This window comes from Mucilaginibacter sp. P2_A5 (genome assembly GCF_056404995.1).
On record NZ_JBFUCY010000002.1, the window covers coordinates 320,705 to 340,039 of the forward strand.

The 19,335-nt window shown below is 44.6% G+C and carries 13 protein-coding genes; 8 read left to right on the plus strand and 5 right to left on the minus strand.

The features are described 5' to 3' along the window. Window positions 1-7 precede the first annotated feature (7 nt). From AC1DXF_RS02975 to AC1DXF_RS03000, 6 genes are all read left to right on the plus strand, one after another. Window positions 8-1,471 (plus strand): contractile injection system tape measure protein, encoded by a 1,464-nt coding sequence (locus tag AC1DXF_RS02975; RefSeq protein WP_477445959.1) that lies wholly within the window; start codon window positions 8-10, stop codon window positions 1,469-1,471. A gap of 45 nt (window positions 1,472-1,516) precedes the next feature. Continuing rightward, window positions 1,517-7,210: an eCIS core domain-containing protein gene (locus AC1DXF_RS02980; RefSeq protein WP_477445961.1), complete on the plus strand. Its 5,694-nt coding sequence runs from the start codon at window positions 1,517-1,519 to the stop codon at window positions 7,208-7,210. Window positions 7,211-7,262: 52 nt separating this feature from the next. Next, window positions 7,263-8,582 (plus strand): eCIS core domain-containing protein, encoded by a 1,320-nt coding sequence (locus tag AC1DXF_RS02985; protein ID WP_477445963.1) that lies wholly within the window; start codon window positions 7,263-7,265, stop codon window positions 8,580-8,582. Between the two features lie 42 nt (window positions 8,583-8,624). Then, a complete protein-coding gene (locus AC1DXF_RS02990; protein ID WP_477445965.1) occupies window positions 8,625-9,974 on the plus strand; it encodes an ATP-binding protein in 1,350 nt (449 codons plus the stop codon). Between the two features lie 576 nt (window positions 9,975-10,550). Beyond that, window positions 10,551-11,597 carry a thiamine-phosphate kinase gene (gene thiL / locus AC1DXF_RS02995; RefSeq protein WP_477445967.1) on the plus strand — a complete coding sequence of 349 codons (1,047 nt, stop codon included), beginning with the start codon at window positions 10,551-10,553 and terminating at the stop codon, window positions 11,595-11,597. Further along, window positions 11,598-12,023 (plus strand): hypothetical protein, encoded by a 426-nt coding sequence (locus AC1DXF_RS03000; RefSeq protein WP_477445969.1) that lies wholly within the window; start codon window positions 11,598-11,600, stop codon window positions 12,021-12,023. Window positions 12,024-12,098: 75 nt separating this feature from the next. Here the strand turns inward: AC1DXF_RS03000 and AC1DXF_RS03005 are convergent, their stop codons facing one another. The 5 genes from AC1DXF_RS03005 to AC1DXF_RS03025 all read right to left on the minus strand — a co-directional run bounded on the left by AC1DXF_RS03005 (window position 12,099) and on the right by AC1DXF_RS03025 (window position 17,664). Next, window positions 12,099-13,751, minus strand: coding sequence for a M28 family metallopeptidase (locus AC1DXF_RS03005; protein WP_477445971.1), 1,653 nt, complete (start codon window positions 13,749-13,751; stop codon window positions 12,099-12,101). A gap of 96 nt (window positions 13,752-13,847) precedes the next feature. Beyond that, a complete protein-coding gene (locus AC1DXF_RS03010) occupies window positions 13,848-15,188 on the minus strand; it encodes an APC family permease (RefSeq protein ID WP_477445973.1) in 1,341 nt (446 codons plus the stop codon). Window positions 15,189-15,314: 126 nt separating this feature from the next. Further along, the gene (locus AC1DXF_RS03015) at window positions 15,315-15,575 is read right to left on the minus strand and encodes a Txe/YoeB family addiction module toxin (protein ID WP_477445975.1); all 261 of its coding nucleotides are present in this window, start codon (window positions 15,573-15,575) and stop codon (window positions 15,315-15,317) included. Continuing rightward, window positions 15,566-15,769, minus strand: coding sequence for a DUF2683 family protein (locus AC1DXF_RS03020; RefSeq protein WP_477445977.1), 204 nt, complete (start codon window positions 15,767-15,769; stop codon window positions 15,566-15,568). Before AC1DXF_RS03020 ends, AC1DXF_RS03015 begins: the two co-directional genes overlap by 10 nt. Window positions 15,770-15,861: 92 nt before the next feature. Beyond that, entirely contained in the window at window positions 15,862-17,664 is a 1,803-nt protein-coding gene (locus AC1DXF_RS03025) for a M61 family metallopeptidase (RefSeq protein WP_477445979.1), read from the minus strand. A gap of 121 nt (window positions 17,665-17,785) precedes the next feature. Here AC1DXF_RS03025 and AC1DXF_RS03030 point away from each other — a divergent pair, with 121 nt between their 5' ends. Together AC1DXF_RS03030 and AC1DXF_RS03035 are read left to right on the plus strand one after the other, a co-directional pair. Further along, a complete protein-coding gene (locus tag AC1DXF_RS03030) occupies window positions 17,786-18,241 on the plus strand; it encodes a MarR family winged helix-turn-helix transcriptional regulator (protein WP_477445981.1) in 456 nt (151 codons plus the stop codon). 13 nt (window positions 18,242-18,254) lie between these two features. Next, window positions 18,255-19,334 carry an efflux RND transporter periplasmic adaptor subunit gene (locus tag AC1DXF_RS03035; protein ID WP_477445983.1) on the plus strand — a complete coding sequence of 360 codons (1,080 nt, stop codon included), beginning with the start codon at window positions 18,255-18,257 and terminating at the stop codon, window positions 19,332-19,334. Window position 19,335: the final 1 nt, after the last annotated feature.

A 19,335-nucleotide genomic window follows, 5' to 3' on the forward strand; every position in this document is an offset into this window, starting at 1 on the left:
ACCTTTTATGTTTTTAGAAACGGAAAATAACATTGGTAATCTTTCATTTCAATTGCAGTATAACGGCAACGTGGATGGTATTGCGATAAAAAAAACAACAGAGGACATAGTTGAGCAAAGTTTTTTACCTGCGCTGGAGCGTTTGTTGGATAAGCACAGTCCGCCGCAAAATGTTATTTCAATAGATGAACTAATTTGCGAAATTAATATTGGCGCCGATGACCTAAATGACGGGCTCGCCGGTAAAATAATGCAGCAACTGGAAAAATTGCTGCTTGAAAAACTTGTTTTGGTTAATGACACTGAACAACCGCCAACTATTGAAAAGCGTTTTGCCGACACTTTATTGTATTACCTGGAGAACGGGTATTTGCCCTGGTGGGCGGCAATAAGCACCAGGCAGCAGCTTAATGAGCTGATAATAAGCCTGGTTGAAAGCGGGATTCCAGCCAGCATGGCGGATGCATTGCTGACCTTATTAAAACGCGAAACTGTTGTAGCCCGCATCTGTAATGATTTTGAAGACGCCACTTTTTGGAGCTTTTTTAAATTGTTGCCGGGCTGGGCCGACAATTCCATTACCACAGCCTGGCAACAGGATTATTTTACTTTTATCGCCACCGGAAAACCAGTCACTGATAACCGCCCGGCCTCTTTGTTGTATAAAAAAAGCCTCCTGAAAAGCTTATCGCTGTATAAAGCTAATCAATTGGCATTTAATCTTGTGGAGATAAACAAGCAGTTTGTAAATCTTTTTACAGCCGGCGTTTGGCTGCAGTTTAGTTCATTCAATAAAAACTTCGCGGCAGATGCTGCGAAATTGATCAGCAAAATAAAAAATGAGGAGCTAAAAACAACATTAGCGTTGATTGCCGAACGGGATAGCAGCGCAAACGAAGAGATGTCGCAAAAAAAAGAAGCTGAAAAACCAGACCAGGCAAAAGAAAAAGCAGAAGAACCAGCAAATACTCCAATTAAGGAAGCTATTTATATCAACAACAGCGGCCTTGTAATCATTGCGCCTTATTTAGGCATGTTTTTCAGGAAAGCAGGTATTGTGGAGGATGATAAAATAACTGATTTAACCAAAGCAATTACCCTGTTAAATTACATCAGCAAAGGTTTTGATGCGTTTGCCGAATTTGAAATCGTTTTGCCAAAACTACTTTGCGGACTTGACGTAAAAGATGCGCTTAAATCCCGGTATATAATTACCGGCGATGATGTAGCAATGATAGATGAGTTGCTTGGCTCTGTTATAGCTAACTGGCCAATCTTGAAAAATACATCGAACGAAACTTTGCGCAGCACATTTTTATTGCGCGATGGAAAACTTACATTTAAAGATAACGGCCCGCAGCTTAAAGTACAGCAAAACTCTTTGGATGTTTTACTGGAGCATCTTCCCTGGAATATCAGCATGATAAAGCTGCCCTGGATGAAAAATATATTATATGTTGAGTGGGTATAAATTATACCCACGTAATAATTCGGCGTAAATTAATAAAGGATAAATATGGTATCAACCACTGAAAAAACGGCTAAAACAAATCACATCGCCCCAAAAAAGGCGGATGGGAATTGTTTTTTCCGGAAGGCCGAGGAGCCTTCGTTTTTTCAGTCGAATGATAAACCGGCATTTTTTGGCGGTGCCGCTGTTCAGCCCAAATTGTCTGTAAGCACGCCCGATGATCCCCACGAAAAAGAAGCGGACCAGGTGGCCGACCATGTAATGCGCATGCCCGAGCCGGTAGCCGCCCCGGTTAACACCAACCCTCAGCAGGGCGAAGACTTGCAACGGAAAGAAGAGGAAGAGCATTCCGTACACCCCAAACTGGAAAGCCCTTCCATCACTTCGCTGCAATGCAAACAGCAGGGTGCCATCATCAGCCCAAGGCTAATGCCTTTTGTACAGCGCAGCGGCAATGGCGACGAATTTGTATCGGATTGCAGCGATACTGCACCATCCGGCCAGCATAGTGAAGGCCACTTATCATTAAAATCACTTCCGTTATGCCGCAGCCCTGGCCAGGCTGAAAGTAATCGCGGGCCGCCGGCAGCAAGTTCCAGCTTTGAATCGTCACTTTCCTCAAGTAAAGGAAATGGCAGCGCTTTGCCGTCTGACACGATGGCAAGCATGAACTCGCGTTTCAATACCGATTTCAGCGGCGTGCGTATTCATACAGGCGCTACAGCCGAAACCTTAAGCAGCAGCATAAATGCCCAGGCATTTACGCATGGCAATGATATTTATTTCAATACCGGCAAATTCCAGCCCGGTACTGATGGTGGCGGCTTATTGCTTGCGCATGAGCTTACACATACCATACAGCAAGGCAGCGTCTCTCAACCTGCCCAGGGAAGCGCTGTATCCCGAAAACCCATTATACAACGCCAGGCCCATGATAGGCCCGTTCCCACTCAATTAAACAATGCCGTAGCCAAAGCAAAAGGCGAGGTTGGTAAAGTAAATGCAAATGAAGCTGGTCCCGATGGTTTCCGTACGGGCTGGCAAAGGCTTGTTGAATATTTTAAAACCACCTTAGGCCAGGATAAAGTTGTTGCCGAAGGGCAATCCGGTTCGCAGGGCGCAGTATCCGAAGGCGATATTAAAAAAGAAAGAAAGATTGATAATGCGCTGCCACCTGCAAACCCAAGGCCGGCCGCCGGTCCGTACGTAAGGGATGCTATGCCAAGCTGGTGTGGTATTTTCGCGTTCTGGAGTTTGCACAAAGGCGGGGTACCGATTAGAAGGTGGGAAATAGGCGGGCCGCCGGCTGTCGACGCTAATGCGGCATATCCGCCGGGTTATATTCCAAAAGCCGGCGATATAGCCTACCGGAATGCATTTTCGCACTACGCGCTGGTGGAGAAAGCCACAGGCGATACCGTTACCACTATAAACGGTAATACATCCGGCGAGAATAACCTTGGCGCCCAAATCCAGGTTAAAGATCATCCGCTAAAGAGCTGGACAGCATTTTTTGACCCATTGATGCTGATGAACGGGCAGCTTGGCTCGGGCGATACCGCTGCTGCAGAAAAACCAAAAACGCTAAGGGAAATGCGGCAGCAATTATTCCACGTAAACCGCAAGGAAGATACAGATCATGGCGACGCAGAAAGCTCTGGCGATGGCGTAGAGACGCAGGTACATGCCAAACCTGAGCTAAGCAACTGGACTGTTAATCCAACCGGTGCACTTACACATAACCCGCCGGCTGTACCCGCTGTGCAAGCTAAGGACGAACCGGGCCATCATGAAGATGATTTGCAGGAGAATGAGGCACAGCATGAGCCGCATAGCCATGAGTTGCAGCGCAAACACGATGGTGAAGACGCACACAGCGAGCCGCAGGGGCCGGATGTACAGCTTAAGGCGGATAGAAAGATTCAATGTTCATGGTTTGACAGTGCTTTATCTGTAATTAATTCGGCAGTTGATTATGTGGCCAAGGGGTTGGAAGCAGGTAAGGAATTTTTACTTAACCAGGCCCGCGATTTTGCCATGGCCATACCGGGCTATATGGCCCTGCGCGTAGTGCTGGGCGAAGATCCGATAACCAATCAGCAAGTTGAGCGTAATGGCCATAACTTTATTGAAGCCGCATTTGACATTATGCCGGGTGGCCGCCTGTTGCATCAAAAACTCGAAGAACTTGGCGCGCTCAGGACTGCCGAAGCATGGGTTGATACACAAATAGCTGCCATTACATCGGTAGTACAGGGAATTGAGAATAGTGTTGAAAACTTCTGGAACCACCTTTCGCTTGCCGACCTTGCACACCCTCAACAGGTATTTGAGCGGATAGGGACGATAATACACGATGCCATAACCAGCATCATCAACTTTGCGGTAAACGCCGCTACCGAATTGCTGGCCATTGTTAAACGCTTCCTGCTTAACCAGCTGGTATCGTTCATCAAAGATCACACTACGGCCTATCCGTTACTGTGTGTTATTTTGGGACAAGACCCCGTAACCGACGAACATGTAGACAGGAACGGCACAACCATATTGAATGCGCTGCTGGAACTTGGCGGCGAAGAAGGCCGCGAGCAACGCCGGCAAATGCAGGAAACAGGCAGCTTTAAAAAGGTTGCAGATTATATCGACCGGGGTATCCGGATATTTGGCAATGCCTATACCGATATAAAAGCCGGTATCGCCCATATCTGGGATTATGTATCTATTGATAGCCTGATGCACCCGATAGATACTTTCAACGAGATCTATAACACCTTTGCAGCGCCGGTACGCAAGGTATGGGATTTTGTAACCGAAGTAGGTGCGGCAATACTCCGGTTTATAAAAGAGGTGTTGATGGTGCGGCTCTCGGCATGGGCACGTACGCAACGGGGTTATTTCCTGGTTACAGTTATCATTGGCGAAGATCCGTTTACGAAAGCAAATGTTCCGCGAAATACCGAGAATGTGATCCATGGCTTTATGAGCCTGATGGAAGGCGGCGAAGAGCAGTTTAACCAAATGAAGGAATCCGGGGCCATTGACCGGACGACGCAACGCGTTAATGCCGCAGTGGAGCGGTTGAATATGACGCCGGAATCGATTATACAGCTGTTTGTCGATCTGTGGCATTCGTTCAGCTTAAATGATCTTATTCACCCGATAGAAGCCTTCCAGCGTATTATTCACAGGTTTGGCGAGCCGATAGCGCGGTTGATCGCTTTTGTGATCGAGATCATCAAAATTGTGATCGATGTGATCATGCAGATCATGAACTTCCCAACCGACCTGATCCGCAACATTATAGCTAAAGCCATGCTGGCGATAGAAATGATTAAGCGCGACCCGATTGGCTTCCTCAAAAATTTACTGAAAGCAATTAAAGAAGGGTTTACACAGTTCTTTACCAACATTGTTGAGCACCTCATTTTCGGGCTCACAGGCTGGCTGATGAGTGAGCTGAAGGATGCCGGCGTACCCGAACTTAAAGATACCACCTTACGGGGAGTAATTACCTGGATACTGGCAGTGCTTGACCTGTCAATGGAAACCATTTGGAAGAAACTTGCCGAGCATCCAAAAATTGGTCCGCAAAAAGTTGCGAAGATCCGAAGCGTAATCAATACCCTTGAAGGCATATGGACATTTATAAAAGATGTACAGGAACGGGGTATCGAAGCTATTTGGGATAAGATTAAAGAACAACTTACTAATCTTTGGGATACCGTGCTCAGCAGCGTTAAAAACTGGGTAATGGAGCAAATTGTCAATAAGGTTACAGCCAAATTGCTCTCTATGCTTGATCCAACGGGTATTATGGCAGTTATTAACAGTGCTATTGCACTTTACAAAGCCATACAATCCTTCATAAAATACCTGCGCGAAATGTTGCAGGTTGTCAATTCGTTTGTGGAAGGCGTGGTTGAAATTGCCAGCGGTAACACTGCAAGGGCTGCTAACTTCCTTGAAGGTGCGCTGCACCGGGCTATGCCAATAGTTATCGGCTTCCTGGCCAACCAGGTTGGTCTTGGCGGGATAGGCCACCGTATTGGCGAGTTGATTGTGAGCGCCCGTGCACTGGTTGATGAAGCTATAACCTGGCTGGTAAATAAAGCGGTTGACCTGGGCAGCAAGCTGTTGGAAATGGGCAAAAATGCGGTAAATGCAGTATTAAACTGGTGGCAAAACAAAAAAGAATTTACGCTGCCAAATGGTGAAAAGCATCAAATATCAACCGAAGGAACTGAAGATTCGCCAATTATTAAGGTGCAAAGCGAGCCTATGGATATGTTGTTGTTAATATCTAAGAGAAAGGCTCTGGCCACACCTTTAACCGATCCTCAAAAACAAGCGCTTACTGAGGCGGAAAAGAAAAACACCGACCTTGTGAAGTTTATTAAGAATAATAAGACTGCAGCTGCTGCAGGCGGAGCTGCTGCTGATAAAATAAAAGTAGACGTGGGCAACCAGCTGGAAGCCATAAAATTAGATCTGATCGCCGGTGATGCACTTAACGCAGTTGAAGCGGCGCTGCCAGTTACCCCTATACCAACTTACGGGTCGCTTAAAAATGAATTTGCGTCGGAAATGACAGTTAAGCCTTTAACTAAATTGGGGGTACTGGGCAGTGAAGTTAAAACTTCGAATGATATTTATGATGATCTGATGCTTAGAAGGGAAAACCCGGGTGGAAGGAGCTATCATATTGCCGGACACCTGCTTAATAATAATTTGCACGGCGATGGTACAACATTCCAAAACTTAACACCAATTACCCAAGCCACTAACAAAAACCATTTAGGCACAATTGAAACACCTTTAAAGACCGCTGTTGAAAAAAATGCAGTTATGGAATATACAGTATCCGTAGATTACGAAGATCGTTCAACGACCACAGATAAGTTGCTCAAAGACATAGAAAAGTTAGATCCTAATTGGGATAAAAATTCAGTCCTGGAACAGAAGCACCGAATAATAGCAGCAGAAGCGAAACTGCCAGGTCAGCTTAAATGCACAGTAAATCAACTTAAAGCGGGTACAAATCCAGGTGAATTTGTGCTCGATAAGCCGTTATTCAAAAGTGTACCTATCCCCAATAAAATTAACCAGAATAATTTAGATGTTTACTTTTTGAAAGATGCGTCCGCTGTTACTTATAGAACCGCGGCAACGCTCGAAACCGAAGCGAAAGACGTTGTTGCGAAGAAAGCTGATCATAAATGGAGTGATTTTTATAGCGAGGCTGACAACAAGCCAAGTCTTGATCATATGGATCCCAATGACAAACTTAAGGTGAAAAAGATCTTTGATCAACAGGAAAATTTCATGGAAGAAGGTAAAAAAATAGAGGACATTAAACCTGGTGTTACTCCGATGCAAACCTGGATAGCATTTAAAGGTGGAAGGGCAGCCTACGTGGGAGATGGTATTACGAGCGCAAACCTGTTGAAACTGGAAAATAATTTCATTTTAAAAATGGGCCCCGTGAAGGATGCGTTATTAAAAGATGCTGAAGCCATGTTAGTAGCTGTTACCAAAGTAACAGATTCCTGGGCTGAATTTAAAGCAGCTAACAATCTATTTGTTCGTGCAGTTATTTTACCTGACAGTGAGATACAAGCTTTTAAAACAAAATATTTTGATAAAAGGATAGATGATCTAAAAAGATCTGCGCCTGGCCATCCAACCGGAACAACGCCCGTACCGGGTGCGGGAACCCCGGCAACTGTGCCAGTACCCTAATTTTAATTGGTTATAAAAATGTACGATAGTGTTATAATTTAATATTTACGCCATGGCAAACAAAGTAATATACCGTCGCCGCCGCCGCCAGGCGCCTGCGGCGCACGACAGTAAGTTTTTTAAGAAAGATAACAGCCAGGAACAATCCTTTTTTGGCGACCCTCAAAAACAGGCTTTTTTCCAAAATCAGCATGTGCAGCGCAAATGTGATCATTGCGAACAGGAAGAAAAAAAAGAAGTTCATCGCGCAGCTGATAAAAAGGAGGAAGAGAAACCTGTGCACCGTATGGAGGACAAAAAGGAGGACAAGGAAGTGCACCGGACGACGGATAAGAAAGAGGAAGACAAAGCAGCGCATCGCAAAGAGGATAAAAAAGAAGACGAAAAAATGGCGCACCGCATGGAGGATAAAAAGGAGGAGAAGGATGTGCACCGTAAAGCTGACGCTGCAAGTTCACCTGCTACCGCATCTGCATCGTCTTATATCTCAAATTTAGGGGGTAAGGGCAGCGAACTGCCGGCATCGTCGAAACACTTTTTTCAAACAACAATGGGTGCCGATTTCAGCGATGTGAAGATCCATACCGGTACGCAGGCAGAACAGTCGGCAGCTGCCATAAATGCCAAAGCCTATACGGTGGATAATCATATTGTTTTTGCTGCTAACCAGTTCAACACCGAAACGCACGAAGGCAAAAAACTGTTAGCGCATGAACTTACACATGTTATGCAGCAATCGGATGGCATAAACAGGAAGGCTACAATACCCTCAACCACGTTACCGGAAGCAGAGCTGGAAGGCGGCATAGGTAATGTTACAGGAAAGGGCACTTCTACAGCAAACCAGGTTGCTCATGGCGGCGATGTTAAGGTTGAGGGGCTTACCACAGCAAATTATGATCATGGTACTTTTGCCACCACCGATATTACAGCCGAACAGACCAAAGGCTGTAAACCTTGCGGCAAAGCTCCTTGTGTAACGCTGAAAGGCACGCTGGTTTCGGAGTTTCATGCCGACCCTAAAGTGAAACTTCCCGCAGTTCCGCCAGGGCATACCCCTTGTGAAACAGAAAAGATCCAAACCTTTATTGATACCAAGTTAACCAATCACGAACAGGAACACGTTAACGCCTTTAATACCTATAACGGTACAGTAAGTACACCATTTGCTTTTACTGGCTGCTACACGGAGGCTGAGCTGAAAAAATTTGTGCAACCTATTCACGATAAAATTGAAAAAGACCGCGAAACTGCGGCTAATTTGCTCAGTAAAAAACTGGACCCGTTTTTAGAGAAAATAGGCACAGAGGAATGCACCGACAGGCCGGCGCCCACCGCGCCGAAACGGGCCGCGCCACCGCCGCATCATTAATCAATTTATGTTAATTCTCTTAAAATCGATACCTTTATTTTGATGATCCACCAGCTAAAAAAGATTACGCCTCCGGGCCTTGAAACAGCCATAAAACTATGTCGCGACCTGGTATCAGAACGGGTGCAGGCCCATTTTAACAACATTCCATTTGATGTATCAAAATGGTACGATCAGCATAGCCACCAATTAAGTAATGATCCTTTAGCAATTATCCCGGATATTAATGAACATGAAGCCTGGGTTACCGTAATGATCACGCTTATTCCGCATGTGCAGCCCAATTTTTTCGAGTCTATTATCCTGGAGCACCTGCCCAATGGTGGCGATTTTCCGGAAATTGGCGGGGTAAAAGCCACTAATCACCGCAGCATGTTGCCAACCGGCGAAACGCTGCAATTCATCCTTGCCGGCACCAATATTACCCAGCGGGTGCGACTTCAGCAACTGTTTAGCCAGGATCACTTTTTTCACCGCCAGGGCATAATCTGGCTGGAAAATGTTAAGGAAGGTGAGCCGATGATGAGCGGCCGCATTATATTGAGCCCCGAGTGGGTTGACAAGATATTACTTGGGAAAGAAAGCCCGCCCAGGTTCGGCCCCGATTTTCCGGCTAAAAAGATTGAAACCGGAATTCAGTGGGATGATGTTGTGCTTCACCCACGCACCATGAACCAGATAAATGATATCCGGATTTGGTTATTGCATCATGACAAGTTCAATAACGACGAAAATCTTAAAGTTAAAATAAAACCCGGTTATAGGGTGCTGTTTTACGGTCCGCCGGGTACCGGAAAAACCCTGACTGCCGCACTTTTGGGAAAAGAATACAATAAAGACGTTTACCGGATTGACCTTTCACAAATTGTAAGTAAATACATTGGCGAAACAGAAAAAAACCTGGAGAATGTATTCAGAAAGGCCGAGACGAAAGACTGGATCTTGTTTTTTGATGAGGCCGATGCATTATTTGGTAAGCGTACCAATGTGCAGAGCGCCCATGATAAATATGCCAACCAGGAAGTAAGCTATCTTTTGCAGCGCGTGGAGGACTTTCCGGGATTAATGATTCTGGCCTCAAACTTTAAAAACAATTTGGATGATGCATTTCTGCGCCGGTTTCATAGCGTGGTGCATTTTCCTATGCCAAATGCCACCGAAAGACAAAACCTATGGAACAAAACGTTGCCTGCCGGATTAAAACTCGACGCATCAATAAACCTTAACGAACTGGCCGAGCAGTTTGAGCTAACCGGCGCATCTATACTCAGCGCGGTTCATTACGCCACACTGCAAAGTTATGAGCGGGAGGATGGCATTTTATTCCATACAGATTTGATTGACGGGATAAGGAAAGAGTTTTTGAAAGAAGAAAAATCGATAGATAATTGATTTGCCGGATATAATACATTCAGGTGGTTTAATGGTACAACTATAGTAGTCGGTTTAAATATAGGCCGACAACGATGTTTCCGGATGCCAGATAGATCACCATTTTAAGTCGGAAGACATATCCTATATTTTAATACTTTCTTGACAATGTAGGAAAAATGAAATTTCCATTCTGTCACTTATTTGTGTTTTATAGTTAAACAATGCGTGCTTATTGGTTAAATTTATATATATTTGGCTATATGTGGAACCAACCCGGTTCCATTTGTGATAAGGTTTAGGTTTAAAGTCCCGGCGGCGAGCGTTTAGGGACTTTTATTTTGCATTTTTATATGTTTTAGCAGGTGAGGTTAATAGTAGTTCTAAACCCTTTTTAACGAAAGGCATTACCGGTAAAACAACAATCCCCAATGATCAAAAGCATCAGATCCGAATTCTCTAAACCAGGGTTATAGGGCCCCGCCCCTCAAAAAAGATGCGTTTACACTGCCCGCCTTACCTTCAATCGCTTTACCTAATGGGAATAATTGTATTTTTGCTGATTGATGGCGAAATGCCGGTGTAATTACAAAATATATGTTTGAAAATCAGGGAAGAACAAATCTGGAAGAATTAGGCGAATTTGGCCTGATTAGCCATTTAACTAAAAATATAAAACTTACCCAGGAAAGCACCAATAAAGGGGTTGGTGACGATGCAGCCGTGCTTGATTTTAATGGCAAAAAGGTGCTGGTAAGTACCGATATGTTGTTGGAGGGCATTCACTTTGATCTGGCTTATACGCCATTAAAGCACCTCGGTTATAAAGCCATACAAGTAAACCTGAGCGATATTTATGCCATGAACGGTACGGCTTCGCAGGTTACAGTTTCTATCGGTATGTCGAGCAAATTCCCGTTAGAAGCTATTGAAGAATTGTACGAGGGCATTTATATAGCCTGCGAAAAATACAATGTCGACCTGGTTGGCGGCGATACAACATCGTCAAAGCAGGGCCTGGTAATCAGTGTAACATCAATAGGTTATGCCGATGAAGCAGATGTTGTTTACCGTAATGGCGCAGGCGAGGGCGATTTGATTTGCGTATCCGGCGATTTGGGCGGCGCTTATACCGGGCTGCAACTACTGGAACGCGAAAAGCTGATTTACCTGGAAAATCCCAACATTCAGCCTGATTTGGAAGGCAAAGATTATATTGTTGAGCGCCAGTTAAAGCCCGAGGCGCGCCGCGATATTGTGGAGCTGCTTAAAGGCATTGATGTAAAACCTACATCGATGATAGATGTATCCGACGGCCTTGCTTCCGAGGTTCTGCACATTTGCAAGCAGAGCGATAAAGGGTGCAATATTTATGAGGAAAAGATCCCGCTTGACCCGATGACCTACGAAACAGCCCGTGAGTTTAACCTTGATCCAACAGTTTGTGCTTTAAGCGGCGGCGAAGATTATGAACTGCTGTTCACCGTAAAACAATCGGATTACGATAAGATAAAGTTTAAGATGGATATTACCATTATAGGGCACATCACGGAGGCATCTGCCGGTTGTAACCTGGTTACAAAATCCGGAAACTCACACCCACTGAAAGCGCAAGGATGGAATGCCTTTAAAAAATCAGAATAGATGCTGAACAGGCTTTTGAATAGGTTTTATTTAAGTAATCATCCAGAGGGCGATGTCCCCGTTGTAGTAAAAAGGGGTGTATTATTGCTTTATATTGCATTGATCATCCAAATGGCCAATAACTCGCTTGATCATATCCACCCCTTTGAGTTTATTACCGAATTGCTTTTGGCCATATACATTATCTTTGCTACAGGCGAGGGACGCAAATGGGCCAGGATTGTAACATTGATTTTTATAATTTTTAATGTGATATCGTTCATATGGGCTGCGATAGTTTTCTTCCAGAAAAATCCGACTGTAAAATTAAGCTCATTGGTAATGGGGTTCTTTTTAGCAGAAGTACTGATAGAGATTACAGCTATCGTCATGCTTTTTTCAAAGAGTGCGGGCGTTTGGTTTAATCGCAAAAGAGTGGCGATATAGACAATAAAAAATGGCCGGCAACTATTGCATGGGCCATTTTCATTTGCTTTGAGCCTTTGGCCTTCTGCTTTAGGCTCATTTGCCCATGGTTTTATCTCGTGCTGCTTTAAATTCCGAACCGGGTTTCCAACCAGGGAAGGTAGTTTCGTTGCCCAGTTTGGTGCCTATCCTGAAAAGAATATCGGCAATCTGGGCCATACCAGTGGCATCCATGTCCGGCGTGTAATTGTCGGCTTGCTGATGATATCGGTTCTCGTTATAATCCTTCTCTTTATCAGCGCCATAGGTACCCTCATGTGTTTTACTGGTACTGCCAATGTTAATATCAAGCGCAGGCACGCCCAACTTGGCAAAGTTGAAATGATCTGACCGGTAATAGCTTCCTGAGCCGGGCGTGCGGTCGCCGACAGTGGTTAGGCCGTCCTGCTGTGCAATAGCGCCAACATAATCCTCCAGGTCATTTTGCCCTTTGCCGGTTATGGCAATGTCTTTGGTTTCGCCATAATCGCCAATAGCATCAATATTTAAATCGGCTACAGTTTTGTTAAGGGGGTAAATAGGGTGGGTAGCATAATATTCAGATCCTAACAAACCTTGCTCTTCGGCTGTGACCGCTAAAAATACGATCGAGCGCTGCGGCTTTTTTTTTGCTTTTTTAAATGCATTGGCTATGCCAATAATCGAAGCCACGCCATCTGCGTTATCTACAGCGCCGTTATAAATGCTATCTCCCTTCGCGTTAGGTTTGCCAATGCCCAAATGGTCCCAATGCGCGGTATATAGCACGCATTCGGCCGGCCTGGCACTGCCTTTTAAAATACCAATGACGTTATGGGATGTAGAATATTTTAGTTTGGTGTTAACGGTTAAATTAACAGCCCTGTTAAGCGGTATAGCTTTGAAATTTTTATCGCGGGCAATGGCGCGAAGATCCCCGTTGATACCGGCATCTGTGAAAAGTTTTTTGGCGGCATCTTCGGTAATCCAACCTTCAACCTTACAGCGGTTCATATGCTTATCGGGTTGTGTAAGATAGAGTTTTGCTCCTGAGTTACTGTTTGAAACAACGCTCCAGCCATAGCTTGCAGGCGCCGTCTGGTGAACAATGATAACTCCGGCTGCGCCCTGGCGGGCGGCTTCTTCAAACTTATAGGTCCAGCGGCCGTAGTAGGTCATGGTATCGCCTTTAAACAAATCTTTCCGCCCCGATTTAAAGCCTGGGTCGTTCACCAATACCACAACCGTTTTGCCTTTTACATCAAGGCCTGCATAATCATTCCAATGATATTCTGGGGCAACAACACCGTACCCGGCAAAAATTAAAGGAGAGTTTTTAAGTTGAACATTAGCTACCTCGCGACGGGTGAAAGCCACAAAATCGGTAGTGACTTTTAAGCTTATGGGCAATTTACCGCCACTAATCTCCATCGTTGGCGATGGTGTGCTGGTAACTTCAACCATGGGCACATCCTGGTAATAGCTCCCATTATTCCCTGGTTCTAATCCGGCTTTTTTAAATTCGGATGAGATATAGGCAATGGCTTTGTCCTCTCCGGCGGTAAAAGGCTTGCGCCCCATCATCGAATCGGCTGCCAAAACAGCAATTTTTTCTTTGATTGCCTCGGGACTAATTGCCCCGGCGGTTTCTTCTACTTTTTTATCGTGTTTACAGCCGGTAAATACAATAGCGCCGGATAATAATAAAAAACGAAATAGTTTAATATTCATAGGTAGTGTTTTTTCAAATGTAATTAATCGGCCTTGATTATAAAGCCGCCACCTGTGGCTTAACGACATCTTTACAAAGCAAAAGCCCCGGGGCTTTTACAACCGGTTTCTTTTATACCAGCTTTTTAACCATGCAAAAAAGGCAATACGCTGCCAGGCAACTTCGGCGCTTAGCAAGGCGATGATAGCGAATATGGATGCCTTTGCAGAATCATCTTCTGAAGAAAATGTTCCGGCGAGGGCTATTATATATACCAAGACCGGTAACGTCAAAAGCAAACAAAGCCCGGTAACACCCAGTGGGATTTTGAATGGCCTTGCTCTATCAGGCTCTTTTAGTCGTAGCTTAACAAGTGAAATATATTCTAACGAAAGGCCCGCCCCATACACGGTAACGTCGATAATAAACAACTCGCCCAGTTTCCATAATATCATGAAACTTACCACCAGCGAACAAATAATAATAGACACATATGGTGTTTGGAATTTTTTATGCAAACGGCTAATGCCGTGCGGCAGCAATTTATCTTCGGCCATTACATGGGGTACCCGCGATACCGATAGCAATACCGCGGCATAAATGCCTAACGAACTCGCCATGCCGCCGATGGCTACAATAACACCAAGCCACTGCCCGGCTACCAGTACGCCCAATGCGGGCATCCCCTCGTTGCTGAATTTGGCATGACCTATGCCCGATTGCTGTGCCGCCCAGGTAATAAAAAAGTAAACTACCATAACCAGCACAAAGGCAATAGCCATTGATAGTATGTATGAACGCACAGGGCGCTCAACTTCACTGGCATAGGTGGTTACGTTATCCCAACCCAGGCAGTTCCACATCACCGTATATAGGGCCATCCCGAATGATGGAAACGTAAGCCCCTTAAAAGACGGTGCAGGAATTGACATCGGACCGTTATGCTGATGAAAAGCCAGCACTATTACAATAATCACCGGAGCTAAAACAACTGCGCTTAAAAATAAACTCACCTTGCCCACCGGCACTATACCCAATATATTTAACCCTGCAGATGCCCAGATAACGAGTAAGCAAACCGGTATTTTGTATTGAGCGAGTTCGGGATAAAAAAAAGAGGCATACATTACAAACAACACGGGGTAAATAGCCAGGTCCACAAATGTATAAAGCCAGGTCCACCAGCCTTCATAAAACCCCCAACGGGTGCCGAGTGCATATTTTACCCATTTATAATAACCGCCGTTAACGGGCATCATACTGTTTAATTCCAGCACGGTTAATATGGCGGGTACATCCCACAAAAGCGGGGTAATAAGCAGTATGATCAATGCTGCATGGTCACCCGCGTAAGTCAATAAATTCTCTAACCCATAAGGTCCGCCGGATACGGTAAAGAAGATAACAGCAATAAGCTGTATGGGCCTTATCTTTTTTAATGCGGCGGGTGATGGCATAGGGTATAAAAATATAACTTAGGCGGGAATAAGCATATTACAAAAACGATTAATTAAGTATCGGGAAGATTTTTAATTACCAAATAAAAACGGGGAGGCGGTCGTCGGAGATAGAGAATTAATGGGTCATTCGTAATGTCCACGAAGAGAATAGATGTTTATAATATCATCCGTTACGTCGTATATTATTCTATGTTCGGAGTTTATACGCCTGGACCATCTGCCGGTAAGTTTATATTTAAGGGGTTCAGGTTTGCCGATACCCTCATAGGGATGAGTTTTCATATCGTCCAATATCTGTTGGATCTTTTTTTGAACAGCCTTGTTGCCTGACTTTTTCCAGTATTCAAAATCCCTTATGGCTTTTTCATATAAATCTATTTCCATAGATTATCGGTATCGATTCTAACACCTTTTTTTCCAGCTTTTCTTGCAGCTACACCTTCCAGTACTTGTTCTACAAACGCTGGATTGTAGGTGTCCTTGTCATGTTTTTCGAAATTGATTTTGAGTGCTTTTAAAAATGCCTTGATTGCTGCAGATTGTTCTTTGTTTTCGGGATGTACAACAATTGTTTCCATAAACAAATTTAGTTATTTTAATATGTAATTCCAGTTAGGGATAATCAAAAAAGCCCCGATATCCCGGGGCTTTCAATAATCTCCTACGGAATTTACAGGCTCAGCCACTTAGCCCGCACTGCCAATTGCTGCGCCGACGGGTTGTCAACAGATACTATTTTATATTTCACCCTGTTGCTTTTCAGCAACGTTACCGGCAGGGTAACAGACTGCCCGTCGCGGTTAACGGTTACCTGTATTTTATCGCCGGTTTTTTTGCCGGTTATCAGGTTGGAGCCGTCGGATATAGGGTTGTCGTCAATTGCGGTTATTTCGTCGCCAACGTTAATTCCATCTATATAGGCCGCGGTGCCACGGGTTACACTGGTAACCATTACTTTTTTGGCCGCAGTTGTGCCGGTGGTAATGCCCAGGGCGGCGTCATCGCTATCGGCCAGTTCATCAACTATTTTGTAGCCGGCGTAGCCCAGGTATTTGTTATAATCAACAGGATCGAGGCCGTTGATGTATTTTTTGTAAAAGTCATCCAGCTTTTTACCGGCAAACATTTCAAGGCCCTTTTTAAACTCGGCATCGGTATAACCACGTTTTTTGGTTTTGTAATAAGTAACATACATATACTTCATTGCATCATCAAGATTATGCTTTTGGCCTGAGCTATTAATGATTTCCAGGTCAAGCATCATCCCAACAATAGCGCCTTTGGTGTAATAGGAAATGGTGGTATTGTTGGAGTTTTCGTTAGGGCGGTAACCTTTTATCCAGGCATCAAAGCTCGATTCGGCTACGGTTTGCACGTTTTTTCCGGGCAGGTTTTCCAATATATTAAACTCGTTGGCTATCTGGTCCAGGTAATTTTCCGGCGGATAAATCTTGGTGCGCCGAATGGCTATCTCCTGGTAATATTCGGTAAAGCCCTCGGCAATCCAAAGATTGGTGGTATAATTTTCATTATCGTAATCAAAAGGCCCTAATGCTATCGGGCGCAAACGTTTTACATTCCAAAGATGGAAATGTTCATGTGCGGCCAGGCCCAAAAAGCCCTGGTAACCTTTTTCGCTGCCATAATTATCGCGGCCAATGCCTAAAACGGTCGACCCAAGATGCTCTATACCGCCTCCGCCACGTAAGTGATTATGAATAATAAAGGTGTAATGCTTATTGGGGTTTTCGCCAAATATGGCTGCTTCCTGCTGAATAATGGCATGCAGGTCTTTTTTTATGCGCTCCTTATCATAGTTGCCGCCGCCGTACATACATATTTCGTATTTAACGCCGTCAACATCAAAGCCAAAAATATCCTGGTTGCCTACTTCGATAGGCGAATCGAACAAGATGTCAAAATTGGGCGAATAACGTACAAAAGGGTTCCCGTTAACCATCTCTAAACTGGTAGAAACTTTAGCCCAGTCGCTATAGGGTGTTATGGTGATGGTTGCCGGCGAATGCAGCATACTGGCGGGGTAAATAAAGATGCCTGTTGTTGACAGGAAAGCGTGTGTTACATCAATATAGCTGGTACGTACAGATTGTTCGTTGGCATAAACGCGGTATTTAATAGTAACAGATGCCGCTCCCTTTGTAGCAATACGCCAGGTATTTTTATTGATTTTAGGCGAGGCTACTGTTTTGCCATTGATGCTGGCGCTGAAGCCCTCGATATTTTTGGCAAACTCCCTGACGAGGTATGATCCGGGTGTCCAAACGGGCATTTTCAGGTCGAGCGTGGTTTGCTTAAGGCCGGTGATGCTCATCTCTATTTCGGCGTAATGGGCCTGGGCTTCAGGGAACGAAATGGTGTACGATATATTTGTTTTGGGTTGCGCCTTAATGGCGTTTACATTCATAAAAAGTAAAATTAATGATACAGTTGCGGTCAGCTTAATTGGTTTCATGCGTGCAAGTTATAAAAATTATAGTTTTTTAAAATATCGGACTGTTTTACACTTGTAAAATGGTTGATACATGCAACTAATTAACACGGTGGCTCAGTATGTTTGCTGCCGCTTATTTAAAATGCAGCTAATAGAACCCATATCCCGGAAACTGATACGTTTAGGCAAGTTATACCTGAATGTACTGGCAAAGCACACCGCCCACCTGGATGTCACCAGGTACCATTTTATTCTATCACTTATATATTACCACGATGGGCAGCTTACCCAAAACGCGCTGGCGCAAATACTGGATAAAGACAAATCGGCAATGGTGAGCATTATTAATATGCTTACCGCGAAGGGCTTTGTTTACCGCGAAAGCAATCCTAACGACCGCCGCGAGCATTTACTCCGGGTTACCGAAAAGGCAAAGGAAGCCGTGCCGCAAATAGTAGAAACCTTTAAGCACATCAACGCCGATATCACTAAAGGAATTTCGGCGCATGAAATGAAAATATTTGAAAGCGTACTGCAAAAAATGCAGCTAAACATAAAGCCCTCTACAACCGAACCCAATTTAAAGATCACGAAATGATTGTTGATTAAATATGAAAACGAAATATATCATTTATACCGCGCTGGCCCTGCTGGTTGCTTATTTGGTTTACAACAAATTCTTTAGCAAAAGCGCCAAGGAAAGCGCGGCCGCACAGGCCGGCGGCAAAAGCGGCAAGAAAAAGAACGGCCCGGTAAACGTTAACATCATGATTGTGAAGGATACCACAGTAAACAATATTATTGATGTAACCGGCAGCATTGATGCCAACGAAAAAGTAAGTTTGGTAAGCCAGACGGCAGGCAATATCACCGGTATTTATTTTAATGAAGGCAGCAAGGTGCAAAAAGGCCAGTTACTGGTTAAGGTATACAACCAGGATTTAGAAGCATCATTGGCCCAAAACCAATACCAGGTAACACTGGCCAAACAGGTTGAGTACCGTAATAAGGTACTACTGCAAAAAGAAGCCATAAGCCAGGAAGAGTATGATACTTCGTTAACTTCATTAAACTCGTTAAAGGCAGCAGCCGATGTAATTAAAGCACAGATAAGCCGTACCGAAATTCGGGCGCCGTTTTCGGGCACTATAGGTTTGAGGAATGTGAGCCCCGGCAGCTATCTGTCGCCGGCGTCGCCTATCGCCCAACTGGTAAATATCGATCCGGCAAAAATAACATTTTCGGTTCCTGAACGGTACCTTACCATACTTGGCGCAGGCAGTAAGATAAGGTTTAAAACCGAAAGCTCGAGGGAAAACTTTACGGGAACGGTTTACGCCATCGAGCCATCTATTGATGTAAACTCGCGCACTATTACCGTACGGGCGAAGGCACCAAACCCCAAAGGCTTGTTAACCGCGGGCAGTTTTGCCAAAATTAATTTAACGCTCGACCAGATCCCCAAAACTATCCTGTTACCAACGGAAGCCGTTATACCTGATCTGAAAAGCAGTATTGTATATGTTGCCCATAACGGCATCGCTGTAGCAAGACCAGTAAAAACCGATATGCGGACAGATACCAGGATACAGGTTATTGATGGTTTAAAGCCTGGCGACAGTGTAGTGGTTTCGGGCCTGATACAGATGAGGGCGAAGGTTCCTTTAAAAATTATTAAAGTAATAAAGTAAC